This is a genomic window from Asticcacaulis aquaticus, assembly GCF_028550415.1.
Lineage (GTDB): Bacteria > Pseudomonadota > Alphaproteobacteria > Caulobacterales > Caulobacteraceae > Asticcacaulis > Asticcacaulis aquaticus.
In genome coordinates this window covers 56041-81608 of record NZ_JAQQKX010000013.1, presented here as the reverse complement: position 1 = coordinate 81608, position 25568 = coordinate 56041, and the positions used below count along the sequence as shown (strand labels likewise).

Below are 25568 nucleotides of genomic sequence, written 5' to 3'. Positions count from 1 at the left end.
TCGATTGTAGAGGCAGGCGTCGTTTGTAAGTGGGAAGTCTGGGTAGGCCTCCGCCACCGCGCAAGCGCTCAGAATGTCTCCGGATCGAGGTCTGAGGCTTTTCGTGCGTCTGTAAAATTGGCGGTACGATTTTTATAGGTCGCCGTTTATTAATGTGACCTTAACACGTCTCGCCCTTTGCGGGCAAGACGTGGCTAAAATGGGGCTGATACTTCGCTTTAGGTGCGAATGTCATTATCTCAGCCGTAAGGAGCGAGTCCTGGTTCACACCATAAGTCTCATGGTACCGCCGTATTTTAAGGCGGAGGTTAAAACCGGAAACCAGTGCGCAGGCTGAGCGAATAGTTGGAATAATCGCTGTATTTCTCGCCCTCGGCCTCCAGCGACAGGTAGCCGTATTCGTTGCCTGCCGACATGCGTAGACCCAGCACTGGCGCGCCGCCTTTGAGATTACCGGCATTGAGTGTGAACGGCGTCCCGCCGGTGAAGCTGGCCGTCGTATCGTCCGCCTTGACCGAGAAATTGTTCTTGTAGCCGACCCAGACTTCGGGCTGGAACAGGCCGGTCTTGTCGCCGCGCCCGATATAGAGAAGGGCGCTGCCGGTGGCGATATGGCTGGTGCGTTCGGCAATGGTCAGATCGTAGGCCGTGCCGCCGCCGGACTCGTTGCGGTCGCTTTCCTTGAGCCCGTAATAGTCGACCGAGATCAACGGCTTGAGACTGATCGGGCCGAGGCCGACTCGATAGGAGGCGCCCGCGCTGCCGCTGAGGCTGTAGCCGTCCCATTTGCTTTTGGAGATCAGGGCGACAGACGACGAAATAAGCTGCCGGTCGCTGCTGAACAGGGTCTTGCCCGCCCCGGCGGTGGCCCAGCCGCGGAAATCCCCGGCCTGAAGACGCCAGTACCCGCCGAAGGTGATATCCTGCGCCGTCGTGGTCTCATAGGCGGTAGCGTAGGTATCCTTGGGGGCTGTGGAGGTATAGGACACATAGATGCCGGTGGCCTGATGCGCGCCGACCGCGCGTTCGGCCCCGCCGGCGAAGCTGAAGCCGGTGGCATCGAAGCCCGTGGTCACGCCGCGGCCGCGCGACGTCTGATAGCCGAATTCCTGAAGCCAGAACTGGGTATCGCCATTGACCGGCAGATAGGCCTGACGCTCCAGCGTCCGCCCCAGCGCCTCATGACCGCGCGACAGGCTGAGCAGGTTTTCGCCGGAATAGTCGGGCAGGAAGGCGGCATAGGCCTGAATGAAATCGGCCTGCACCGTCGTGTTGAGAATCGTCGCCGTGGTATAGCTGTTGGTCGCCGCCGCCGTCAGTACCGCCGACAGGGCCGTATATTCGTTGACCGACAGGCCGGACTCGGCCTGGGTCCGCAGACGGAAATCGGCGTAAAGATTGGTGTTGCCGGTGCCGGTGGCCAGGGTCGCCTTGTAGATCCACGGCACATTGCCGTCGAGATTGTTGAGGTCGAGATTGCCGTAATTGATATTGCTGCCGCTGATCAGGGTGAAGCGCGTCGGTGACTGGATGATCTTGTCCAGCGACAGGTAGATGCTGGCGCCGTTATCGAAGGTCGTCGTACCGGAATTGACGAGCAGGGCCGAGGTCGGGCTGGCGGTTTGCAAGACCATGTAGAGTTCGGCCTCGCTGCCCAGATGCAGGGAGGTGACATTGAGCAGCGACCCGGCGGCGAGGCCGAGGCGGCCGTCTTCGACATCGACGGCGACCGTACCGGCCCCGTTCAGCTTGCCGATGACGATGCCGCCATCGTCGATGTTCAGGCTGTTGGCGCCCGCGCCGAAATCGATATTGCCATAGATATAGCCGCCGCTCAGATTGACAACGTCATTGCCGGAGCCGAACTTGATGTCGCCGCTGATATAGGGCGTCGCGTAGTCGTCATCGTCCGGATAGAGGTCGGTCAGGTCCAGCGTCGTGCCGATGGTGTTGGCGCTGAGGTCGATGGCAACGGGACGGTTGATCAGGGTGTCGGTGACATCGTCATCGTCTTCGTCGCCGGCGGTCAGGCTGGCGAAGATCGCGCCATTGACGGTGATTTGGCTAAGGGTATTGGACTGATCGCGTACCGCCGTGGCATTGGCCGTCGTGCCGTAGCCATAGGCCGACACGCTGCCGCCGGTGCGCACGGTGAGTGTCGACAGATTGGCCCCCGACGCGATATCGAGCCCGTAGGCCGTGTCGGAATCGGTCGTCGTCGTGCTGGCGGTGAGGGCGCCGGACAGATCGAGCCGCCCGACCTCGGCACCGCTCAGTAGCGACAGGCCGCGCGCCGTCCCTTCCCATGACGTCGCCGCCACGCTGCCCGACAGGCTGATGCCGTTGACGAGCGTCGTCGTATAGCCGAGCCCGGCGATCTGAACCGCCGTGGCGTCAATGCCTTCGTAGAGGCCGTAGCTTGTGATGGTGCCGCGGATATCGAGGGCGTGATTTATTTCGTCCGGGTCGATGGCGCTGTCATTGACGACGATCGAACCGATGGTGATGGCCTTCGAGTCCGATCCGATCAGCAGGGCCGCAGCGCTGCCATACTGGGTCAGGGCCGCGGTGCTTTCTTCGGAATCGTCGATGCCGTTGCCGTTTTCGTCGTCATTGTCGTCGTCTTCGCCGGTGATGGCCGCGCCGATCAGTATGCCTTGCGTCACATTCGACGAGACGCTGACCAGGGCCTTGTTCTGATAGAGGTCGTCTTCGTCGAGCAGATCGAGATAATCGTCCGAAATGCTGGTATAGCGGTAACCCGTCCCCGATATGGCCGCGTCGATGATCAGGGCACCGTCGATGCCGCCCGACAGAGTGACGGCCTGCGAATTCTTGCCCGACACGCCGATACTGCCGCTGATATAGACCTGTCCGGTCTGCAAGCCGCTCAGGGCGATGCCGGTGCTGTCTTCACCCAGCACGCTGATCGTGCCGTCGAACAGGAAGTCGCCGACCTGACCGTTTTCGAAGGCGATGGCGCTCGACTGGTTACCGTGGACGGTGATGGTCGAGCTGATGTCGGCGTCGCCGGTGAGCAGGCCCGTGGCACGGACGCCATATCGGCCGGTCCCTTCGGCGAAAGGGCCGTCCACGATATCGTCGTCGTCCGTATCTTCGGCGGTGTAGTCGTCGGTGACGGTGATGGTCCCGGCCAGTTCCAGCTTCGTCGTGCGCGCCCCGTCGATAAGGATGCCGGTCGCGCCGCTTTCGGCTCCCGACATCTCGATCGTGCCGTTCATGATGAGGGTATTGTCGGAATTGACCGTGATCGCCGTGCCGCTGGTCAGGGTGATCGAACCGTCGGCGGTGATGTCGATATTGTCCGCAGAGCCACTATTGATGGTCGCCGACTTGACCGGGGTCGTCGTGGCGGTGGAGATGGTCGTATCGGCAAACGCAGGCGCGCTTGCAAAGATAATGCCCAATGCGGCGGAGGTCAGCAGGTGGGAATGGCGCATGATCGACTTTCGGCGGGAAGAATGTCGTCAAGCAGGTAAAGGGAGAGTGAGAAGGAAGTTGGACGCTTAAATGTCGCGCCCTCCACAGTGTGTCGGCCCCGTAACGAAAGCCTTGCTGTACCGCTGCACACTTTTTGGCATGCGCTCTATTTCCACCCGCTGTCGCGGGCGCTGCGTTCCTGATCGGCGTCGAAGACATCGCCATCCAGCCGCGCATCGACCGCCTGAAGGATCAGGGGCGATCCCGCCTGGGTAAATTCGGTGCGCGTCGTAGCGCGGGCGGCGACCTCGATATGCCATTTACCGTCCGTCCGGCAGGCCATGCCTTCGTTCGAAGCGGTGGCAAAGGTGCGGCACAAAGCGCCTGCCTTATCGGCGAAGGTCAGGCCGATACGCGTCGGACCGTTCGCATCGGCAGCCAGTTGCGTCGACAAGGCCCTGTCCAGCCCGCCGCGCGCGATCAGGCCGTCGTTCGTCTGACGGAAATCGCCCTGCGGCGTCAGCGCGAGCGTCATTGCGATTCCGGCAACCAGACAGGCGGCCATAGCTGCCGCCTGCATATAGATCGGACGCAGCTTGCGCGGCGCAAAGGCCACGACATTATCGGCGGGCTTCAAGGCTTCTGGCGGGGCTTCAGGCGCGTTTAGCAAGGCCGCCAAACCGGCGGACACGGGCTCATCGCCCACGGGTGCGAACGCCGCCGACAGCCGCGCCGACAGGGCACGATGCGCCTCGATCTGCGCCGCGATATCCGAGTCACTTGCCGCCAGCGTCTCGATTTCGGCGCGGTCGCTGGCATTCAGTTCGCCATCGACATAAGCGACGATTTTTTCGGATACGGTCATGGCCGTCCTCCGAGCGCCAGCATCAGCGCTTCGCGGCCCCGGGTCAGGCGGCTGGACAGGGTGCCGACCGGCACATCCAGAATCGCCGAGGCCTCGGTATAGGACAGGCCTTCCACGCAGATGAGCGCGATGGCCAGTCTCTGGTCTTCGGGCAGGGCTTGCATGGCGATTTCGACCTCCTGTAATTCCCGCCGGGCCTCGATGGTGGCGGCATCCATTCCGGCGATATGTTCGCCGTCCTCTTCCGGCGCGAACAGGCGTCCACGTCGCTGGCGGCTGCGCGTCTCGTCGATCCACTGGTTCTTCACGATCCGGAACAACCAGCTGTCGAGGCGCGTGCCTGCCTGATACTGATCCAGATGGCGCAAGGCCCGCTCGACGCCGGTCTGGACGAGATCGTCCGCGTCGGCGACATTGCCGGTCAAGGCGCGCGCGAACCGCCGCAGGCGCGGCAGCAGCGCAACGATTCCGGCGCGGGTGGCATGAGGATCGATCTCAGGGCTCCTGTCTGTGTCAACGAACGGCCGACGGACTTTTCTTCGTAGCCTGTAAAAAAAATTGCAGCAAGTTGCCCCGTCGGCGCGTTAGATAGGAAACGAGTGGAGATTTGACATGCGACACGTTCTGGCTTTCGCGTTTCTGGTGCTGGCCTGTCCGGCGTCGGCGCAACTGCGCGGCCTGCCTTTGCCGCAGGCCGATCTGCCCGTCGTCGAGCCGCTGGACAATGTCATCGGTCGTGTGGGCGACGTCACCGATCGGGTAACCGATTTGACGCAACAGCGGCTAGATCAGGCGCGGGATTTGTTGCGGCGGAATCGCGATGTGCTGGAACGGACGCCTCAGGGCGATGTCGCCGTGCGCGGCGAGGTCGTCGTCTGGGCCCCGTCGCCCGAGACGATAAAGGCGGCGCAGGCGCAGGGGTTTACGGTTTTGCGCACCACGCCGCTGGAGGATCTCGACGCCGAAGTGGTCATCCTGTCGCCGCCGAAGGGTATGTCGGGCCGTGAGGCCCTGAAGCGCCTGATGAGCCTCGATCCCGACGGCATCTATGACTATAATCATATCTATCTGGGGTCCGGCGGCGCGGCCACCGGTGATCCCAGCGTGGTGCGCGGTGCGGGCGCAGGCCGCGTCGGCCTGATCGACGGCGGGGTGGATCAGGCGCATCCGCTGTTTCGCGGCATTCGACTGACACAGAAGGGTTTCGGCGGCAATGCCATCCCCAGCCCGCATGGCACGGCGACGGCGGCGTTGCTGATCGCACGCGCGGATGGTGGCGGTGCCGCTTCGGGCGCAGAGCTTTGGGTCGCCGATGTCTATGGCAACCGGCCCACCGGCGGTTCGACCGAAGCCATCATCGGGGCGCTGGCCTGGATGTCGCGCGAAAAGGTGGCGGTGATCAGCATCAGCCTCGTTGGGCCCGCCAACGGCCCGCTCAGGGCAGCCATTGGGGCTCTGGTCAAACGCGGGCACCTGATCGTGGCAGCGGTGGGCAATGATGGCCCGGCCGCCAAACCGCTGTATCCGGCGTCGTTCGATGGCGTTATCGGCGTGACGGGCGTGGATGCGCGCCAGAAGGTGCTGATCGAAGCCGGGCGCGGACCTCAGGTCGATTTCGCTGCGCCGGGATCGGACATTACCTCCGCCGCCCTGGGCGGACGCATCGACGCGGTGCGCGGCACCTCGTTCGCCGCCCCGTTGGTGGCCGGTCTCCTGTCGCGGCGACTGACCACCCCCGACCCGGCAAAGGCGGCTCAGGCCGTCAACGATCTCGGCGCGCAAGCCGTCGATCTGGGCAAGGCGGGGCGCGACACGATCTATGGTGTCGGGCTCGTCGGTGAAAATATTTTCAATAAAAATAATGGTTTGAAAAAATAGTTCAAAAAATTTCATACCCGCGGGAGAAAACCTGCCGGACGCGTCGTTGTTTCCAGTGAGGCCGCTAATCTGGCCATAACGCACAGGAGATACCGACATGAAGATCAAGACCTTTCTGACCACGACCGCCCTCATTTCCTTCGTCGCCTTCGGCGCCAATGCCCAGTTGCTGGGCGGTGGCGGCGGTCTGACCGGTAACGGCGGGTTGGGCGGCGGCCTCGGTAATGGCATGGGCGCCGGTAATATCGGCGGCACTCTGAACGGCAGTGGCAATGGGGCGTTCGGTGCACCCGACACACTCGGTACGGTGGACCGCGCCGCGCTGCGCGCTCAGCGCGACGCCGAACGTACTCAGCGTCAGGCCGACAAGGCCGCGCGCGCCGCCGAAAAAGCTCGCGAAAAGGCAGGGGGTGCGTCCGAAAATCTGCGTAATCAAGCCTCGGAACGTGGCAATCTGGCCGGGTCGCTGACCGGCTCGGGGTCCGGGAATGCCGATGGCAGCCTGACCGGACGCACCCTGAACGGTAATGCGGCGGGTAATGCCGACCTGACCGGCGGCGCGGCGTTCGACAGCGCTCAGGTGACCGATCGGGCCACCGGTAAGGCGCGCGATACGGCTTCCATGGCGCGTGACAAGGCTGCCGATGCGAAGGGGGATGCCCAAACCCTCGCGGGCAATGGCGTCGGCAAGGTGAAGGGCGCGGCCGGGACTGTGCGCGAGCAGGCCAGCCAGCCGCGTAACATCGGCGGCAATGCGTCGGGCAACGGCGATCTGAACGGTTCGCTGTTGGGCAACACGGCCAATGGTAACGGCAATGGCAATCTGGGTGGCAGCGCGACGATCGATGGGGCGCAGGCTACCGGTGCGGCCAAGGGCAAGGTCCGCGACGCGGCGCAAAAAGCCGGTAATACGGCGGACGCCGGTAGCGACAAGGTACGCTCGGCCGCCGACCGCGCCAAAAACCGGGTCAATGAGGCGGGCACGCTCGATGCCTCGGTCAGCGGTTCCGGCAATGGCGGCGCTTCGGCCAAGGACGGCAAGGTCTCGGCCAATGCCAATGGCTCAGGCAATGCCAGCGTCTCGCGCAAGACATCGTCGCAGAACTAAATACCCTGTAGACAGTTCACCCGGTTGGCCTCAACCGGGTGAATTGCATTTTGAAATCATGATGATGATTTTCAATGGTTGCTATTTGCAATTTAAATTAAGTTAAATAATTCAATTTATTGATGATGTTAAAATAAGTTTTTGTTTCGAAAGTAAAGTTCTAAGATGGTGTACGAATGGCGGGTCGCGCGCGTTCGAACCACCATAGACCCGCTGCGACCGTCAGCCACCCCAGGAACCACGGCCATGCCGCACCGCGCCGCTTTTCACCGGACATAAGGGAAGCTGTCTGAGGCGCATCTGTCATCAGCCGCCGCGTCGCCGTCTGCCGTTCCCCGGCCACCACACCGGGCAAGGCGTCGGTGGCATGGACAAATACCGGCTGTAGCTGCGTACCGGCGTCCGTGGTCTGACGCAGAAGGTGCCAGCCTGCCTGACGGGGCCAGACGGCGGCGCAGCGTTCCGCTCCGGTCGCCGGATCGATCAGCGGCGTTACCGAACCGCCTTCAGCATCCAGCCATTCCAGCGTTCCGTTGAGGCCGCACAGGGTTAGGCGTTCATTGACCCGTGCCATGGCGTGCCTGACCGGCGGTGCCCCGGCGGGCGGGCGCGTCAGAGTCGTAAACACCCCGGCCCACAGGATATCGTGCCCGTCCTGCCCGCTGAGCGTCAGGCCGAAGCTGTCGGTGACCGTCCAGACACCGACACGACCGCGGCCTTCGGCGCGCCATAGACCGACCGCGGGGGCACTGGGCACAATGGGAACGGCATCCGCCCCCTCGATACGATAGTCGAGCCGTGTGAGCGGTACGGGTTTTACGGTTTCTGTGCCGGTGGGCGGCAAAATGACTGGTTTCGCCTCGCCGCTACCGGACAGGCGCAGGCCTAGTGCCGCCCACTGAGTACGCGTATCAGGAGACGGCGGTGCCGTGAGGCGCAGGAGCAGACCCATGCCGCCGTGTACGGCCTCAAGCACCGCCGAACGGCCCGAAGCGCCGATCGTCTCCCAGCTGCGCTCGTCGAGCACCAGCAGATCGACCTCGCGCAGGGCTGCGGCGGTGACGGGCAAAGGCGGGTCGCCCGCCGCCATGCCACCGCCGAGCATGGTCTGCGTATGCAAGGTCACGCCAGCGTCGGTCGCCCAGCGACGCAGATACTTGATCTCCGGTCCCGGCGCGCCGGCCATGACGCGCACACGCGGCGGCGGGCCGTCGGCGATCCAGAGGGGGGCCTCGACCGTCTGAATGACCGATTTGCCGGCGTCGCGCAGGCGGAGCGTGAAGGTGGCGGGTCCGGCGGCGCGCGCCGTGCCGCTGAGGACGAAGGCGCCGTCGGCGGGCACAGGCTGTGTTTCGACCAGCTTACCCGCCGGGTCGATCAGATCGACCGTGCCGCCCTTGAGGTCGTGCACCTGTCCACCGATGTGGAACCTCCCGCCGGGGGAGACGCGCTCAGGCAGGTCGAGCCGGATCAGGCCGCGCGGCAGGGGGGCGGGTTCGAAATCGATCTTAAGGCCGCTTGCGGCGTCACGGTCCCGCGCCGTCAGGCCGTCGCCGACGATCAGGAGCCGTGTCGCCGGGTATTGGCGCAAGGCCGCGGCCAGATCGGGCACGCGCTCCGCCCCGCTGACCGTGGCTTCGGGCAGGGCGATCAGTCGGTCTCCGGCACGGGCAGAGACCTGACGCGCTCCGTAGGTCGCCACGATCAGCGTGCCGGGCGCCGAGGCCAGCGGCGGCGGAAACAGGGTCAGATAGAGCAATACGGCGCACAGCGGCTGCCCAATCAGCAGCACGCCTAGCCGCACACTGGATCGCCGGTCGCGCGGCGCGGTGTGCCACCACCACAGCAAGCGCCCCATCCCGATCAGAACGATCAGGCCCAAAACAGACGCGGTGATCAGCGAGGGGGTCATGGCTGACGCTCCAGGGCATCCAGATAGCGCCCGCCGGAAGCCGTTGCCGCGTCACGCCGCATCACCTGCGCGGGCGGTTTCGCCAGCACGCCCCACAACAGGCCGCGCAGGGTGCGGCGGCATTTGGCGCAGGCGGAATCGCCGCGTACGGCGTCGATGGCGGCGGACAGGGCCAGAGGATCGCCAATCCGGGCTTCGTTTGCGCCTATCCATGTGTCCAGAGGCCCCAGCGGCACGTCAACCGGGCGGCCCGGCACCTCGGCCAAAGCGCTCCACGCCGCGACCACGGGGGCATCGGGACCGGGGACGGGATCGAGGCTCAGACGGTTGCCGATGATGCCCTCGCGCTTGCCGGTCATGCGCCGGGTGTCGTCGATCGGTGGCAGTTCCGGTCCGACGCGCGACAGGAAGATACGCGTCGCCTGCTGGACCTGCTTGATATAGTTGAGCGCTGTATAGGCGTAGGGCAGGGCGAGGTCCGGTCGCCCTTGACGCAGGTGCAGTTCCGACTGCCACATGGCATCGAGCGCCTTTTTGAGCAGGGCGCGCGTTTCCGGATCGAGCAGGGTCGCGGCCTCGGCCTCATCATGCACGTGGCCGTAGGTGGCGGTTATGTTGGCGCCGTCACCGAAGGCGGCTGAGCTATCGTCGCCGTGGTCGTGCCCGTCGTTGGCGTGATGCGCTTCGCCGTCGCCGGTCGGGTTTTCAGGTTCGCCCTCGGCGCTTTCGCCCAGAAACTGTCCGTAACGCAGACGCAGCAGCCGCTGATCGACGCCGATGGAGTCGGAGCGCGCCAGATAGGCGTCGGGTGACAGCTTTTTCTTTTCTTTTAGCAGAGCTTCGATATCGATGATGATCTGACGCTGGCTGCGGAAATAGGCGGGCAGGGTCTTGCGCGCCAGGCCTTCGAGGCCGGTACTTTCGTTACCGAGATCCGACGGCCAGCGCAGGATCAGGCTAGGCGAACGCACGCTTTGCGGTGAGGGGACGCGATTGTCGCGTACCGTCAATTGCGCGATCAGGTCGTCGCCCTTGGCAAATCCGAGGCCTTTGATATCCAGTTGCGTGGCAAAGCGCTTTTCCCGCGCACTGCCGGAACCGGTTAGGGTCACGACCTTTTCGCGCACGGTGATATTTTCGCCTTCGCCCTGCGCCAGCGTCAGCCGCAGTTCGGCGGTCGCATTGACGCCGTAGTCGTCGCTGACGGCGAAAACCAACGGCCAGACGGTCTGGCCTTCGCTGACGATGGATAGCGAACGATCCGGCGTGACGACCTCGACTTTCGGCGGCAGGTCGGGTGTGGCTTCCAGTCGGTGCAGCGGTACTGTGCCGGTCATGCCCTTGAACACGATCCGGTAAAGCATTGATTTGTCGAGCGTCAGTTGCGTCGTCCACATGCCATTATCTCGCGTCAGGGCGATTTTGCGCCCGTCGAGCAGGACGAGATCGACAGCTTCGGTTTCCGGAGCAAACCGCAGCCGCCACACCAGTCGCGTCCCCTGCGGTGCCTTGATATCCAGTGCCGATTCCGTATGTCGCGTCTGGCCGGTATAGGCGGGCGGCGTAACATCGATCCGGGCTTCGGCAAGTTTTACGGGCCCGCTGATGGCTGAGGTCTTAGGGGCGGGTCGACGCTCTCCGGCATCGTTCAGAGTTGAGGCCCAAAGCCCGGCCACGACGATGAGAATGGCCACAATCGTGCTGATGATGACCGTGCCCCAGCGCCACGGTTCGCGCAGGGCGGTGGCGGGCGGCAGTCGCTCGATCAGACGACTACGCTGCAAGACCTGCAGGCTGTTGAGATTGGCGTCCGGCGTGAACAGAAGGTCGGCGCTGTCCTCAAGATCGGGATAAAATTCGTTCAAAGCGCTGATCACCCAGTCGCGATTGAAACGTCCGAGGCGCAGCCCTTCGATGAGCAATGCCGCGCCATAAAGACCGACGCCCCCGAGCACGATAGCGGTGCGCATATGAGGGTATAGTACGGCGAAGGTTGTAAAAACAAACCCCGCCAGGGGTGCATAGATCAGGGCATCATTGAGCAGGCTGCGTACCTGCGCCGGTCGTGAAAACCGTGACGGACTGATGTGGGTCATGGCGCGGCCCTCCGGCGCGACGATGTCGCCAGCCAGCGTTCAAGCCCGAACACCAGCGCCACCAGAACCGCTAACCACGGTTGCAGGTCGATGGCAGCCTGCGCAAAGGCCGGACGTCCGGTCAAGGGCGCGTAATCTCGTGCGGCGACCCGCGACGGGGCGGGCGGGGTGGTTAGCAGAGCTTTCAACTGATCGGGAAAGTCGGGCTCAAGCAGTTCCGGCATCTCAGCCGGGATCAGCGGGCGAGTGAACCTTAACCAGCGGCCTTTGCCCAGCGATGCGCTGTCGATCAGCGGGCCGCCAACATCGTCACGCCACAGGACGGTTTGCGCATTGGATTTCGGCGTTTGCACGTCTTTTGAGACGATGATCGTCCCGCCGGTTTTGATCCAGCCTGTCACCGCGTCCGGCAACGGCCCGCTGTTCAGCCAGACCAGTACCGTATCTTTCGGCGGCAACGGATCGGTCAATGTGCCCGTTGTTGCATTGCCTTCCCACGCGGCGGCTGCGGCGCGGAAATAACGCGCACCCGGCTGATCAGTTGCGGCGCGCATGGACAGAGCCAGAGGACGGGCAGCCACGGGTTGCGGCGCGGGCATGGCCCCCGGCATGACGCGCCAGTCGACCTCACGCGACAGGATCGGGCGCTCGGCATCCGCCCCTTGCGGGGTTTCCGGCACGACAATGGTCAGCTTGACGCCCTTCGGCAGGTCGGCATCCAGGTGCCGGATCAGGCTGGTAAAATCCGCAGGCGCTTTCGGCGCGGGACTATCCGTCGAGGGAAAATCCGGGGCCAGCCAGTGCAGACGCACATTGTCCGACCCGATCGTTTTCGGATCAAGACCCGGCATGACGGCGACATACGGCGTGCGATCGACCACGCTATTCAATACCGGACGCGCCAGAAAGAGCGCCAGCAGGATCAGCAACACAAGCCGCATCAGCAGCAAGGGCCATTCGCTGAACTGGATGCGCTGGCGTGGTTTCGGTTTGGCTTGCAGCCAGCGCAGGGCTGCGAACATCACGGGGCGCGCTTCGTCGCGCCGCATCAGGTGGATCACCAGTGGCAAAATCACGGCGGTCAGCGCCGCCAGGCCGAGCGGGAACAGCAAACCCGGCATCAGGCGCCCCCGCCGAACAGACGCGCAAGCGGCGCATCGACGGCCTCATCGAGCCAGTAGTGCGTGTGGCGAATGCCGGACGCCGTCAGACGCGCTTCCAGCGCTTGTCGGGCGGCGGCGAATTTACGCAAAAAGTCGGTGCGCAGGGCCTTGCCGTCGCCGAGTAATTCGGCGCGTGATTCCGGGTCTTCGAAACGATAGCCGCCGTCGAAGGGGAAGTCGCGCTCTTCGGCGGTAAGGGTCTGAATGAACAGGACTTCGCGGCCCGCCGATGACAACCGTTCCATCAAGGCGATGCACGCCTCGTCGAAACCGTCGCTGAGGACGATGACCAGATCCTGCGCCCGGATGCGTTCCCACACGGGCGCTAAGGTATTCGCGGCGGGAAATTCACCGGCGGCTTTGAGGCCGTAGAGTTCCAGTCGCAGTCGATCGCGTTGCCGCAAACCCGTGGCTGGATCGGCCACGCGTATGCCGGTGTCGCTCAAGCTGATCAGGCCGAACCGGTCGCCTTGGCGCAGGGCCAGTTCGCCGATACAGGCGGCCATGGCCCTGGCGGCATCGAGGCGTGAATACGCCGCACGAACGGCGTCCGATTGCCCCATCGAGGCCGAGGCATCGACGATGATCCACACAGCCAGAGGGCTTTCGCGCTCGGATTCGCGGACGAAAAACTTGTCCGACCGGCCATAGAGCTTCCAGTCGATTTGCCGCAATTCGTCGCCCGGCTCATAAGCGCGGTATTGGGCGAACTCCAGCCCGGCGCCGCGCGACCGGCTGGCGTGCAGCCCGATGCCCGACGCGCCCGACGCCCGACGCGCACTGAGGCGCAGGCCTTTCAGCCTGTGACGCACGTCGGGCGGGATCGGGTCGAACATCATTTCTCTACAGCTTTACCGACCGCAGAAGCGCTGCAACGACCGTGTCGGCGCTGACCTGTTCGGCCTCCGCGGCGAACGACAGCAGCAAGCGGTGGCGCATGACCGGCGCGGCCAGGGCCATGATGTCCTCGCGCGTCGCCGCCAGACGCCCCTGCAACAGGGCGCGGGCCTTGGCCGCCAGCACCAGCGACTGCCCGGCGCGCGGCCCGGCGCCCCATTTGACGTAGGATTTGACCTCTTGCGGCGACGTATCCGACGGCCGCGTGGCACGCACCAGCCGCGTGATCCACATTAGCAAGTCTTCGCCGAGGTGCACGTCGCGAACCAGCTTTTGCAGCAGCAAGATATCCTCGGCGTGCATGACCTTGGGAACGACGCCCGATGCCACACCCGTGGTTTGCTTCAGGATATCGTGTTCCTCGGCCTCGGTCGGATAATCGACGCGGATATGCAGCAGGAAGCGGTCCAACTGCGCCTCGGGCAAAGGATAGGTGCCGGCCTGTTCGAGGGGGTTCTGCGTCGCCAGCACGAAGAACGGCGCGGGCAGGGTGTGCGTCACCCCGGCATAGGACACCGTCTTTTCCTGCATGGCCTCCAGCAGAGCGGCCTGAGTCTTGGGCGGGGTGCGGTTCAGTTCGTCGGCCAGCAGCAGGTTGGTGAAGACCGGTCCCGGCTGAAAACGGAAATGGCGATGACCGGTGCCGTGGTCTTCTTCGAGCAGTTCGGTGCCGAGGATATCGCTCGGCATCAGGTCCGGGGTGAACTGCACGCGGCGGAATTGCAGTTCCAGCGCCTGGCTGAGCGAGCGCACCAGCAGGGTCTTGCCCAACCCCGGCACGCCTTCGAGCAAGCAGTGCCCGCCCGCCAGCAAGCCGATCAGCAGTTGTTCGACCACATCGGCCTGACCGACGATGGCCTGAGCGATGGCTTGACGCAGGTGACCCAGCCGCGACAGCAATTCTTTGATTTCGCTTTCGGTGATCGACATGCGACCCGTCTCCTAAATGGAGCCTCATCCCGAAAAGTGCCAAGCTCCGTATCAGGGCCGCGGCGGTTTTCGGATCAGATGAGGCGACTAATTACTTAAAGCATAGATAACGATATTGACGGCGAACTTGGTGTTGTCTTCGGCCAGAAAGCGCTTGTTGCGCCAGTCGTAGTCCCACTCGCAGCCATAGTCCTTGTTGGAATAGAGCACCCCCAGACGACCGTTAATCTCGATCCCTTTCAGGTAGTCGTGGATCAGGTCGTCACCCCAGCCGTTCAACTCAAATGACGTATTGGGTGGGCCATCGAAGGTGAAGAAACTTCTGTAAATTCCGTGCGTTTTCGGCAGGACCTTAAGCGCGGACGGGCCGAAGATCGACGCCATCTGCCGCTCGAACGATTTGGCGAACAGACCGTCGATATCGTGGTTGCAGTCATCGACAAAGACGAAGCCGCCGTTCCTGACATAGGTCTCGAAATTGCGCCGCTCCGCCGGATTGAACTCGACCAGCTTGTGTCCGGCCAGATAGCAGAACGGCGCGGTCAGCATCTTCGGGTCCGAGAGATCGAGGACGTGTTCTTTCGGATCGACGCGCAGGGTGGTGTAGTCGATCAGCGACGTGATCAGATTGGCGGGCATGCGCTGATCGACGTCCCAGTCACCAGAGTCATATTTCAGACGTGTGAACCAGAAATCGTAGGCGGCAGCGCGGGCAGGGAGGGCCAGACCGGTCAGGCCACCGAAAAGGAGCTTTAGAAACGTGGCGCGACTAAACTCCCTCTCCCTTGAGGGAGAGGGTTGGGGTGAGGGGGAACTATTACAGCGTACTCGCGGCAGACATTTCCCCCTCACCCGGTCCTTCGGACCACCCTCTCCCTCAAGGGAGAGGGGAGGTATATTGCCGTCAGACGGCATCCGACAACGACGTGAACGTAAAGTCGCGCAGTTTCATCGCCGGAATCATCATGACGAACGGCGATTCATCGTCGCCGACGCGCACTGGCTTGCCCAGTTCCTCGATATTGTTGAGCATGATCACCGGCGACTCGTTGAAGCGGAAGTTCTTCACCGGGTGCTTGATGACGCCGTTTTCGATATAGAAGGTGCCGTCGCGCGTCAGGCCGGTCAGCAGCACGGTCTGCGGATCGACCATACGGATATACCAGGTCCGCGTGACCAGAATGCCCTTCTGAGTCGATTTGACAAGGTCCATGGTCGACTTGGTGCCGCCTTCCATGATCAGGTTGCCGGGCGACGCATCGGCGGTCTTGCCCTGCTTTTGCGCCCAGAAACGCGAATATTGCAGGTTGACGACCTTGCCCTTATCGATGATCGGCAGGCGTTTGCGCGGCAGGCCTTCGCCATCCCACGGGAGGACCGAGGCTTCCGGATGGTTCGGGTCGGCATAGAGGGTGACGCGCGGGTCGTAGACCTGTTCACCCAGCTTGTTGCCGCCACCCTTTTTCGACAGGAAGCTGCGGCCTTCGTCGGCCTGGCGGGCATCGAAATAGCCCATCATGAACGAAATCAGGCCCGCCGAGGCCGCCGGTTCCATGACGACCGTATATTTGCCGGGCTCCAGCGCCTTGGCTTCGGCTGATTCCGCGGCCTTTTTCATGGCGATCTGGATTTCGCTGTCGGGCTTGAAGGCGCTGACATCCTGAAGGTTGCGCGCAACCCAGCCCGAGCCGCGACCGTCTTCGGTGCGCACGGTGCAGGTATAGTCCATGCCGGTCGACTTCTGGTACCCGAAATTGCCGTTGGAATTGGCGAAGGCGGCAAAGCTTTGACCATCCGACAGGAAGCCCGCAGCGATCAGCTTGGCCTGCTTGCACGGCGTGATCGAGGCGGCGGCGACCTTGGCGCGCATCTCCGGTGTGATGGCGGCGGTCGTTTCCGAGAAGGTCTTGGTCGGCGTATAGGTCTGCTTGGCGACCGCCGGCATGAATTCCGGGTTTTCCGGTGCCAGTTTGGCCAGATCTTCGGCGCGGCGGACGACGCGTTCCAGCGCCGCGTCATCGAACTCGTTGATCGTGGCGATGCCGACGCGCTTGCCAAAGGCGACCTGCACCCCCAGTTGCGTATTGGTGATGACGCCGCTGGTCGAGACGTTGTTCAGCGCGAAACGGATATTGCCGTTGATCGAACCGTCCAGCGTCGCCGTACATTCGTCGGCGGTGGACAGCTTGATGACCTTGTCGAGGATCGCCTTGGCTTCGGCTTCAGTGAGCATGCTCATAATGTAAATTCCTGATCTTAACCGAGGGCCAATTAACCCAACGACCTTGCGGTGTTGATGACGTTGATGCCGTTGAAGCGGGCGGTGGACGAACCGTGCGAGACGGTCGAAACCTGCCCCGGCTGGCCCTTGCCGTCGAAGAACGAGCCGCCCATGCGGTAGTCGCTTTCGTCGCAAATGGCTGTACAGGCGTTCCAGAATTCCGGCGTGCGGATCTGATAGGCCACATCCTCAATCATCTGGGTGATCTTGCCGTTCTTGATTTCGTAGAAGAGCTGGCCACCGAACTGGGCGTTATAGCGCTGCTGGTCGATCGAGAAGGAGCCGTCGCCGACGATATAGATACCGTTTTCGACCTTGCTGATCATGTCGGCGACGGAAAGCTTTTCCTTGCCGGGCTTGAGCGAGATATTGGCCATGCGCTGGAACTGCACGCTGGACCACGAGTCGGCGTAGCAGCAGCCGTCAGATTCTTTCTTGCCGAGGATGTGCGCCTGATCGCGGATGGCCTGATAGTCGACCAGCTTGCCGTCCTTGATGAGGTCCCATTCCTTGGTCTTGACGCCTTCGTCGTCGTAGCCGACGCCGCCGAGGCTGCCGTACTGGGTCTTGTCGGCGACGATATTGACCTTGTCCGAGCCGTACTGGAACTTCGCCTCACGCTTGTCGAGCGTCGCGAACGACGTCCCGGCATAGTTGGCCTCGTACCCCAGTACGCGGTCGAGTTCGAGCGGGTGACCGACCGATTCGTGGATGGTCAGCCAGGTGTGCGATGGGTCGAGGACGAGGTCGTACTTGCCCGGCTTGACCGACGGCGCTTTCAGCTTTTCACGCGCCTGTTTGGCAGCCGCGATGGCGTCTTCCTTGAGGTCGTAGCTGAGGCCGTAATTGACGACACCGTTAGGCGAGGTGAACTTCTGCGCCTTGTCGCCGTCGAGATATTCGTAGCCCAGACCCATCGGCGCCGACAGGCCGTCACGGGTACGGAACTTGCCGGTCGTCTTGTCGATGGCCGTGGCCGTCATCGGCGCCCAGATGCGGTGGATGTCCTGATCGATATATGAGCCGTCGGTCGAAGCGAAATATTTCTGCTCGTTGACTAGGAACAGGATCGAATTGACGTAATCGGCCCCGGCCTTGAGCGCCGAAGTATTGACGTCGATCAGCATCTCGGCCTTTTCCTTGATCGGCACGGTCATGCTGTTTTTCTTGATCGGCGTCTTCCACGACACTTCGCCGACGCCCTTGACCGGGGCCAGTTGCACGGGTGCGGTCTGGATCGTGGCATTGGCCTTGGCGATAGCGACGGCCTGCTTGGCGGCCTTGGCGACCGCATCGGTGGTCAGTTCATTGGTCGCGGCGAAGCCCCACGCGCCATCGGCGATGACGCGGATGCCGACGCCGGTCGATTCGGTGTTGACGACGTTTTCCACGCGGTCTTCGCGGGTGATGACGAACTGACGCAGATAACGGCCCACGCGCACGTCGCAGTAGGAAGCGCCCGACCCGGTGGCGGCACCGAGCGCCGCATCGGCCAGAGTCTTCTTGATCTTGACGTCCAGCGTGCTCTGCAACGCCTCGGCGGCGATGGCCCGCCCCTGGAATGACGGGATCAGCAGGCTGCCCGCGGTGAAGCCGGTCAAGGCAAGGAAATCTCGTCTTTGCAAGGCGTGTCTCCGGAATGATGGAAGGCGGAATAAAAAGTACAGGGTCACCGCGTCCGCCGCTAAGGCCCCCGACGCCGTTTCGTTTGAGACCATCGCCTTGCCTCAGACAGGCGTCAAGTTGCTTTTTGTTAACATTGTGACGATCCAGTCGTCCCCTTGGGTATCGCCCTGTCGGCGATTGAAATATTGCGGTTATCGTCGGGCGCGTTATGGTCGGCCGTCCCTGATCCCACGCCCCCGAAGGCACCGATGTCCCTATCTCACGACGCCCTCCCGCCCCGGAAATCCCCCGTCTATACCCATCTGTATGTTCAGGTGCTGGTGGCGATCACACTGGGCGCGGCCATCGGGCATTTTTACCCGACCACAGGCGAGGCGCTGAAACCGCTGGGCGACGGCTTCATCAAGCTGGTCAAGATGATCATTTCCCCGGTTATCTTCCTCACCCTCGTCACCGGCATCGCCGGTATGGGCAGCCTCAGGGGCGTAGGCTCGGTCACTGCCAAGGCCTTCGGCTATTTTCTGACCTTTTCGACCCTGGCCCTGATCGTCGGGCTGATCGTCGCCAATGTCGTACAACCGGGTCGGGGCATGAATATCGATCCCGCCTCGCTGCACGACCCGAAGGTGGCCGAATACGCCGCCAAGGCCCACGATTCGACCCTGACCGGCTTCGTGATGGACATCATACCGACCACCTTCACCTCGGCCTTCGTCGAGGGGAACATATTGCAGGTGCTATTTATCGCTATCCTGTTCGGTATTTCGCTGGTCCTGATCGGCGAGAAGGCGAAGCCGCTGGTCAATATGCTGGAGATTGTCAGCCACGGTATTTTCAGGATGGTGTCGATCCTGATGAAGGCCGCGCCCATCGGCGCGTTTGGGGCTTTCGCCTTCACGATCGGCAAGTACGGGATCGCTTCGATTCTCAATCTGGCGGCGCTGGTCGGCACGTTTTACGCTACCTCGGCCCTGTTCGTGGTCGTCATTTTGGGGGCGGTGTGCGCTGTCAACGGCTTCTCGATCTTCAGGCTGATCGCCTATCTGAAGGCTGAGCTGCTGCTGGTACTTGGAACCTCGTCGTCGGAATCGGCCCTGCCGAGCCTGATGGAGAAGATGGAGGCGGCAGGCTGCAAACGCTCGGTCGTGGGCCTCGTCGTGCCGACCGGCTATTCGTTCAATCTCGACGGCACCAATATCTACATGACTCTGGCGGCGCTGTTCATCGCACAGGCGACCAATACCCACCTGTCGCTGGGGGAACAGGTGTTGCTCCTGTCGGTCGCCATGCTGTCGTCCAAGGGGGCGGCGGGCGTTACCGGCGCCGGCTTTATCACGCTGGCCGCGACGCTCTCGGTCGTGCCGAGCGTGCCGGTGGCCGGAATGGCGATCATTCTGGGCGTCGACCGTTTCATGTCCGAATGCCGTTCACTGACCAACTTCATCGGCAATGCGGTCGCCACCGTCGTCGTCTCGCGCTGGGAAAAGTCGCTCGACCTGCCGCTGTTTCAGGCCACCCTGTCGGGTAAGGCGCCGTTGCGGGACATCGAACCTGTCACCCAGCTTTCCGGTGCCCCCGCCGGTGTCCGGATCGGAGAGTCCAGTTCCGACTGAATATAATGCAACAAAGGGGAGGCTCAGACGGTGCCCGTTTTCATCAGCACTTCCGGCTTGGGCAGGAAGCGGTTCTGAAAGACGAGCATGGCGGCACCCATGGGGGCCGCGTCCTCTGAGGCTTTCGCCGGGCGGAAGGGCGCGATGCAGGGGGCCTGCGGCAGGCGCGCCGCCATGAGAGCGTTCAGTCGCTCGCACAAGCGCTCGGCCAGCGCGGCCGGAAGACGGCCGCCGATGATGTGGGCTTCGGGGTTCAGCACGCCATTGATCACCGCCGCCGTGCCCAGCAGTTCCGTCGCCGCCCGATCGGTCCAGGCCGCAATGGCCGCCGCCTGACGCGGATCGTCGGGGCTGATCTCACCGGGAGTGGCGACCTTGACGCCCTGTTCGGCGAGATAGGCATAGAGGGCATAGAGCGACACATGGTCCTGAACGATGCCGTCGCCAGGCAGGTCGCTGAACAGATTTCGGCTCAGAAAGGCGATTTCGCCGCTCCGCCCGTCCGCACCCCGGTAGGGTTGCCCGCCGATGATGAGACCGCACCCCAGACCGGCGCTGATCAGGGTGAAGATGAAATGCTGGTGCATCCGACCGCTGCCGAAATGAAGCTCGCCGATCGCCGCGGCGGTGGCATCGTTTTCGGAAAAGGCCGGCAGGCCCAGCGCCTCGGCAAAGACGGCGCACACGTCGATCCGCGACCAGGCTTCGTAGCTGGGGGGTTTATTCGGTAAGGGAATATCGCCCAGCCGGTCCGGAATGCCGATACCGATGCCGCTCAGGCGCTTCATGATGAAGGGCTTTTCGCGTTTCAGGCGCTCGATGGTTTTCAGGACGAAGTCGAGCACGTCTTCGGGCAGGGCGAAATGCGTTTCCATGGCGGTGCGATCGACGACGCCTCCGTCGAAATCCATCGTCACCAGCGTCGTATGATCGCGGTCGATATTCAGCCCCAGCGCATAGGCTCCGTCGGGCCGGATGACGAATTTGCTGGCCGGCTGGCCGCGCCCGCCGAGAATCTTGCCGTCGCGCTTGATCAGCTTTTCATCCAGAAGGCGGTTGGTGATCTTGGCGACAGCGGCGGGGGTGAGCCCGCTCAATGCGGACAGATCGGTGCGCGTAACGGGACCGTTGGCGCGGATACCCTGAAGGATGACCCGTTGATTATGCTCGCCCGCCCGTTCGAGATTCGTCCCCGATAGCCCGTCTGCCGAAGCCGGGGTTTTTTGCACCCAGTCCATATTCGCCCCTTATCGTCACAAGTCATGGCCAGACTTTGTCCCCTGAGTCAATCGGGGCCCCCTGAGTCAATCGGGGCTCTTGAGTCAATCGGGCTCTCACCCCGCCATGGTTTTGCGGGCGGGGCTGTGCGGCACCGTGTCGGCATGGATATCCCGCCACAGATAGGCGGCGCCGCGCACCCCGGAGGAATCGCCCCAGCGGGCCGGAACCAGAAGGGCGTCCCAGGCGTCGGAAAACACATGCGCGGCGACCTGCGCGGGCAGATGCTCATAGATTTCCGCCACATTCGACAAGCCACCGCCGAAAACGAAGACCTCCGGATCGTAGAGGTTGGCGATGGCCGCTATGGTCCGCCCGAGACGCGACAGGAAGCGCGTAAAGGTTGCCTGAGCGTCGGGATTGCCAGCGCGCATGTCGTCGATGATGGCCTCCGCCGTCAGGTGGCGACCGGTTTGCGCGGCATGGTCGCGCGCGAAGCCCGTCCCGGACACCCACGTCTCGACGCATCCCCGTTGACCGCACCAGCAGGCCGGGCCGGGGGTTTCCGCCGCGGTCGCCCAGGGCAGACCGAAGTGTCCTATTTCTCCGGCGATCCCATTGGCACCGCCTATCAGACGACCGCCCAGAACCAGTCCTCCGCCGACGCCGGTGCCGATAATGACGGCGGCCACGCTGTCGTGTCCGACGGCGGCGCCATCGAGCGCTTCGGAAAGGGCGAGGCAATTGGCGTCGTTGGACAGACGGACCGGACGCCCCAGAGTCCGTTCGAGGTCACGCAGGAAAGGCTTGCCGTTCAGCCATACCGCATTGGCGTTGCGGATCGTGCCTGTACGCGGCGAGGGGGAACCGGGAATCCCGACGCCTATGCCCGGCACCGGCAGGTTGCGGCAGGCGGGCAGGGCGCGCGCCTGTTGTTCCACCGACAGGGTGAGGTCGCGAATCACCGTCAGAGCCGCTTCGTAGGCGCCCGGGTTCGGGCTTCGCTCACGCGCCAGAACCGCGCCGCTGGAATCGAGCGCGGCCGCCTCTATTTTCGTGCCTCCGAAATCGACACCGATATACAGCATGGAACGCGGTTTCCTGACGTGTAGGCCTGTCCCGGATACGCGGGAAAGACGGTTATTCTATTTTTGACGCCAGCGTAACGAAGGGTTGCGCCCGCTTCAAGATGGCGAGGTCATTTTTTATATCTTAAAAATAAATATTTTAAATGTAATTATAAAAATCATTATAAAACAAATGTATAAGTAATTTATGTTGCTTTTTTGCCTCATTGTCAAAAATAGAAATGCGTGTAGGTTAGCTGAAATTGACGGCGTGAAGCGACGCTGTTAGTTCGAAAAACGAGACCCGTCGGCGCCCACATGACCGACAGGCATAATTATAAAACCGGCCCCGCCGGACGATCAGGAAAGGAACCTAGATGTACCCGTTCAATCCCCGTGCCCATGCCGCCTGGAAGGCTGCACTGCTCGGCGCCACCGTCATCGGCGGCCTGCCGTTTGCGGCTCTGGCGCAGGAAGCCGCCCCGGCTCAGGACGACGCCACGACCGTCGTCGTCACCGGCTTCAAGAAGAGCTATGCCGACGCGCTGCGCGCCAAGAAGAACAATATCGAAATCACCGACGGCATCTCGTCGGACGGTCTGGGCCGCTTTCCCGACCTGAATGTGGGCGAGGCGCTGCAACGCATACCGGGCGTGCAGATCAACCGCGAAGCCGAAGGTCGCAACGCTACGATCAACGTCCGCGGCATGCCGGGTTCCTATGCGCAAACGACCCTGAACGGCGTCGCTTTTGCCCCGCCGCCGTCGCTGGCCAACGATCAGGGTACGCCGCTGGGTGCGTTCAACTCGGATATCTTTTCGGCCTTTGTGGTTGAGAAATCACCGATGGCCAATGCGCCGTCGGGTGGCCTGAGCGGGAATGTCGATATGCAGATCGCCCCGGCGCTCAGCCGCAAGGATGGCGGTATTTTCAAGGCGTCTTACGAATATAACGAGCTGGGCGGCAAGGTCGCCCCGGCGTTCACCGTCGGCTACAACAAACATTTCAGCGATACCCTGGCCGTGTTCGGCACCATCGCTTACAAGAAAGAAAACTTCCGCCGCGACACCTTGCGCTTCAACGGCTACAGCCGCCTGACGCCGACCCTGACCGGCCTGACCAATGCACAGTTCGCCGCCACCTATGGCGACTATTATTCGGCAGCGGCCTGCCCGACCTCGGGTTCGTTCTGTCAGACGCTGTCCGGCGTGCTCGGCACCACAGCCTTCAATACATCCACGACCGGCTCGAAGGGCAATACCGGCGTCTATGCGCTCGATTCCATCCGTCAATATACCCGTACCAACGAAGGCGATCTGTGGACCGCGTCCGGCGGTGTCGAATGGAAGCCGAACGCCAACACCAAGGTGGGCCTTGTCGGCTACTATACCGATCGCGATCTGCCGAAGACTACCCAGCACTTCCTGATCAATGCCGTATGGGCGGGCGCGGGCACCATGACGCCGTCGGGCGCCCCGGTCCAGACGTCGGACGGTCGCTGGGTCTATGAGACGGTGACCCACAATAACTTCCCGGGCAAGATCTCGACGCGCCAGTACGGTCAGCACCAGAAGGCGGGCGGTATCGTCGCCAATGCTGAATGGAGCCACGAAGGCTGGAAACTCGATGCCGTGCTGGCCCTGTCCAAGGGGGAAAATTCGTCGATCGAGACCGAACTGAACCTGCAAACCAATCCGGCGACCACCGGCACCAACGGCCTCAGCGGCACGATCACCACCGGTTTCGGTGACCTCGACCGCTTCAGCTATACGGTTACCCCGTCCCCGGCGAACAAGATATTCAGCACGGGGTGGGTCTGGCAGGGCACGTCCAACAGCATTAATCCGACGGCGTCCGATCCCGCCGGTTACCTGCAACCCGGCGGCATCTATTATTTCAGCCTCAGCGGCTCGGAATCCTTCGCCGAAGAAACCGTCAATTCCGCGCAGTTCAACGCCGAACGCTTCGTCGAGTTCGGCCCGATCAAGAGCCTGAAGGGCGGCGTGATGCTGACCCAGAACAAGTTCCAATCGCGTGGCTTCCGCAATATGGGCTATGGCCTCCAGACGCAGAATCTGACGCAGGATATGATCTATACGCCGTCCTTCGTGGGTGATTTCATGAATGGCGATGCGAAGATCACCACCAACTGGGTGACCTTCGACGCAGAACGCACTATCGCGGCTCTGCAACCGGTGGCGGTCTATACGGCCTCAGGCGGCGGTCTGACGACGGCGGGCTTCAACATCCAGTACGCCGACGGCGCTTTCGCTGACTATAACTACAACACCCAAAATGACGTCACCCAGGCCTATATTCAGGCCAAATACGAGACCGAGATTCTGGGGCATCGCGTCCGCGGTAATGTCGGTACGCGCTATGAAGCGACGGACAACAAGATCGACTCCTTCGACGTTGTGACGCCCTTCGCCAACTCGGTCGGGTCGATTACGAACTTCAAATGGCAGACCATCGAGAACAGCTACCACTACTGGCTGCCCTCGGCGATCTTCGCGGCCGATATCACCGACGACATCGTTCTGCGCGGGGCCTATTACAAGACCTATGTCCGTCCGCAGGCACGTCAGTATTCGCCGGTTACCCGCATCACGCCGTCGCAAACCCTGAACGCCACCCTGTCGACCCCGACGGTCAGTGTCTATGACACCAGCGTACGCATCGGCAATAACAAGCTGAAGCCCTATCTGGCCGACTCCTACGACCTTTCGGTTGAATGGTACAATCGTCCGGGCGGTGTGATTTCGCTGGCCTATTTCAAGAAAATCATTACGGGGCGCGTCGTCGCCACCTCAGACCCGGCGATCCTCTGCCCGTCGGACGGCTCGACCTGGGGCTTCGGCCCGCTGTCGTGGGACGGCCAGTATTGTACGGCCACCAGCCTGTCTTCCAGCAGCAAGGTCGTGCACGTTAATGCGTCGGGGGCCTATAACCTCGATAGCGACACGACGGTCGAGGGGCTGGAATTCAACATCCAGCAGAACTTCGACTTCCTGCCTGGTTTCTGGCGCTATCTGGGCGGCAGCCTGAACTACGCCTACACCGACTCCAAGAGCCCGGCCATCGCGCCGTTCCCCGGGATTTCCAAACACGCGACCAACGCGATCCTGTTCTATGAAACGCCTAAGTTCGGGGTGCGCGCGGTCTATAACTACCGTACCGACTACCCGCTGAACGCCAACGGCACCTATACCGGCGCGGCGCGTTCGGTAAAGGCCCGTGGTCAGCTCGATCTGTCGGCCTCGTACAACCTCACCGACAAGGTTACCCTGTCGCTGGATGCGTATAACGTCACCAACGAGAAGCGTTACGAGTATGAAAACGATGAGCGTTTCGTGCGCTGGATCGATTACGACGGCCGCACCATTACCCTGACGGCGCGCGCTGTTTTTTAAGACACGTCCCCCCACTGGGCGGGTCGGCGTTCTCCCCCGATCCGCCCGCTTTTTTTGGGA

General features: G+C 62.6%; 17 protein-coding genes. 4 read left to right on the top strand and 13 right to left on the bottom strand.

Features of this window, described 5'->3' with window-relative positions:
* Positions 1 to 308: 308 nt before the first annotated feature.
* The 3 genes from PQU92_RS14885 to PQU92_RS14875 form a co-directional block, all read right to left on the bottom strand.
* A complete protein-coding gene (locus PQU92_RS14885) occupies positions 309 to 3461 on the bottom strand; it encodes an autotransporter outer membrane beta-barrel domain-containing protein (RefSeq protein WP_272749039.1) in 3153 nt (1050 codons plus the stop codon).
* Positions 3462 to 3607: 146 nt separating this feature from the next.
* Positions 3608 to 4306: an anti-sigma factor family protein gene (locus PQU92_RS14880; RefSeq protein WP_272749038.1), complete on the bottom strand. Its 699-nt coding sequence runs from the start codon at positions 4304 to 4306 to the stop codon at positions 3608 to 3610.
* Positions 4303 to 4761, bottom strand: coding sequence for an RNA polymerase sigma factor (locus PQU92_RS14875; protein ID WP_272749094.1), 459 nt, complete (start codon positions 4759 to 4761; stop codon positions 4303 to 4305). Before PQU92_RS14875 ends, PQU92_RS14880 begins: the two co-directional genes overlap by 4 nt.
* Positions 4762 to 4918: 157 nt before the next feature.
* Here PQU92_RS14875 and PQU92_RS14870 point away from each other — a divergent pair, with 157 nt between their 5' ends.
* The gene (locus tag PQU92_RS14870) at positions 4919 to 6184 is read left to right on the top strand and encodes a S8 family serine peptidase (RefSeq protein ID WP_272749037.1); all 1266 of its coding nucleotides are present in this window, start codon (positions 4919 to 4921) and stop codon (positions 6182 to 6184) included.
* A gap of 97 nt (positions 6185 to 6281) precedes the next feature.
* The gene (locus tag PQU92_RS14865) at positions 6282 to 7292 is read left to right on the top strand and encodes a hypothetical protein (protein WP_272749036.1); all 1011 of its coding nucleotides are present in this window, start codon (positions 6282 to 6284) and stop codon (positions 7290 to 7292) included.
* A gap of 160 nt (positions 7293 to 7452) precedes the next feature.
* Here the strand turns inward: PQU92_RS14865 and PQU92_RS14860 are convergent, their stop codons facing one another.
* The 8 genes from PQU92_RS14860 to PQU92_RS14825 all read right to left on the bottom strand — a co-directional run bounded on the left by PQU92_RS14860 (position 7453) and on the right by PQU92_RS14825 (position 18172).
* Positions 7453 to 9204: a hypothetical protein gene (locus PQU92_RS14860; RefSeq protein WP_272749035.1), complete on the bottom strand. Its 1752-nt coding sequence runs from the start codon at positions 9202 to 9204 to the stop codon at positions 7453 to 7455.
* Positions 9201 to 11300: a DUF4175 family protein gene (locus PQU92_RS14855; protein WP_272749034.1), complete on the bottom strand. Its 2100-nt coding sequence runs from the start codon at positions 11298 to 11300 to the stop codon at positions 9201 to 9203. Before PQU92_RS14855 ends, PQU92_RS14860 begins: the two co-directional genes overlap by 4 nt.
* Positions 11297 to 12421, bottom strand: coding sequence for a BatA domain-containing protein (locus PQU92_RS14850; RefSeq protein ID WP_272749033.1), 1125 nt, complete (start codon positions 12419 to 12421; stop codon positions 11297 to 11299). Before PQU92_RS14850 ends, PQU92_RS14855 begins: the two co-directional genes overlap by 4 nt.
* The gene (locus PQU92_RS14845; RefSeq protein ID WP_272749032.1) at positions 12421 to 13302 is read right to left on the bottom strand and encodes a DUF58 domain-containing protein; all 882 of its coding nucleotides are present in this window, start codon (positions 13300 to 13302) and stop codon (positions 12421 to 12423) included. The genes PQU92_RS14850 and PQU92_RS14845 overlap by 1 nt, the downstream gene beginning before the upstream one ends.
* 4 nt (positions 13303 to 13306) lie before the next feature.
* Positions 13307 to 14290, bottom strand: a complete 984-nt coding sequence (locus PQU92_RS14840) for an AAA family ATPase (protein WP_272749031.1) — start codon at positions 14288 to 14290, stop codon at positions 13307 to 13309.
* A gap of 87 nt (positions 14291 to 14377) precedes the next feature.
* On the bottom strand, positions 14378 to 15025 hold the full coding sequence (locus PQU92_RS14835) for a DUF4159 domain-containing protein (protein WP_272749093.1): 648 nt from the start codon (positions 15023 to 15025) through the stop codon (positions 14378 to 14380).
* A 169-nt stretch (positions 15026 to 15194) separates the two neighbouring features.
* Positions 15195 to 16529 carry a TldD/PmbA family protein gene (locus PQU92_RS14830; protein ID WP_272749030.1) on the bottom strand — a complete coding sequence of 445 codons (1335 nt, stop codon included), beginning with the start codon at positions 16527 to 16529 and terminating at the stop codon, positions 15195 to 15197.
* A gap of 32 nt (positions 16530 to 16561) precedes the next feature.
* Positions 16562 to 18172, bottom strand: a complete 1611-nt coding sequence (locus tag PQU92_RS14825; RefSeq protein ID WP_272749029.1) for a TldD/PmbA family protein — start codon at positions 18170 to 18172, stop codon at positions 16562 to 16564.
* 273 nt (positions 18173 to 18445) lie between these two features.
* On the opposite strand from PQU92_RS14825, the gene PQU92_RS14820 reads away from it, so the two are divergent.
* The gene (locus tag PQU92_RS14820) at positions 18446 to 19810 is read left to right on the top strand and encodes a dicarboxylate/amino acid:cation symporter (RefSeq protein WP_272749028.1); all 1365 of its coding nucleotides are present in this window, start codon (positions 18446 to 18448) and stop codon (positions 19808 to 19810) included.
* Positions 19811 to 19833: 23 nt separating this feature from the next.
* On the opposite strand, the gene PQU92_RS14815 is transcribed toward PQU92_RS14820, so the two are convergent.
* Entirely contained in the window at positions 19834 to 21048 is a 1215-nt protein-coding gene (locus PQU92_RS14815) for an ROK family transcriptional regulator (protein ID WP_272749027.1), read from the bottom strand.
* Positions 21049 to 21144: 96 nt separating this feature from the next.
* The gene (locus PQU92_RS14810; protein WP_272749026.1) at positions 21145 to 22116 is read right to left on the bottom strand and encodes an ROK family protein; all 972 of its coding nucleotides are present in this window, start codon (positions 22114 to 22116) and stop codon (positions 21145 to 21147) included.
* Positions 22117 to 22472: 356 nt separating this feature from the next.
* On the opposite strand from PQU92_RS14810, the gene PQU92_RS14805 reads away from it, so the two are divergent.
* Complete coding sequence (locus PQU92_RS14805) at positions 22473 to 25508, top strand: TonB-dependent receptor (RefSeq protein WP_272749025.1); 3036 nt, start codon at positions 22473 to 22475, stop codon at positions 25506 to 25508.
* The last annotated feature ends 60 nt before the right edge of the window (positions 25509 to 25568 follow it).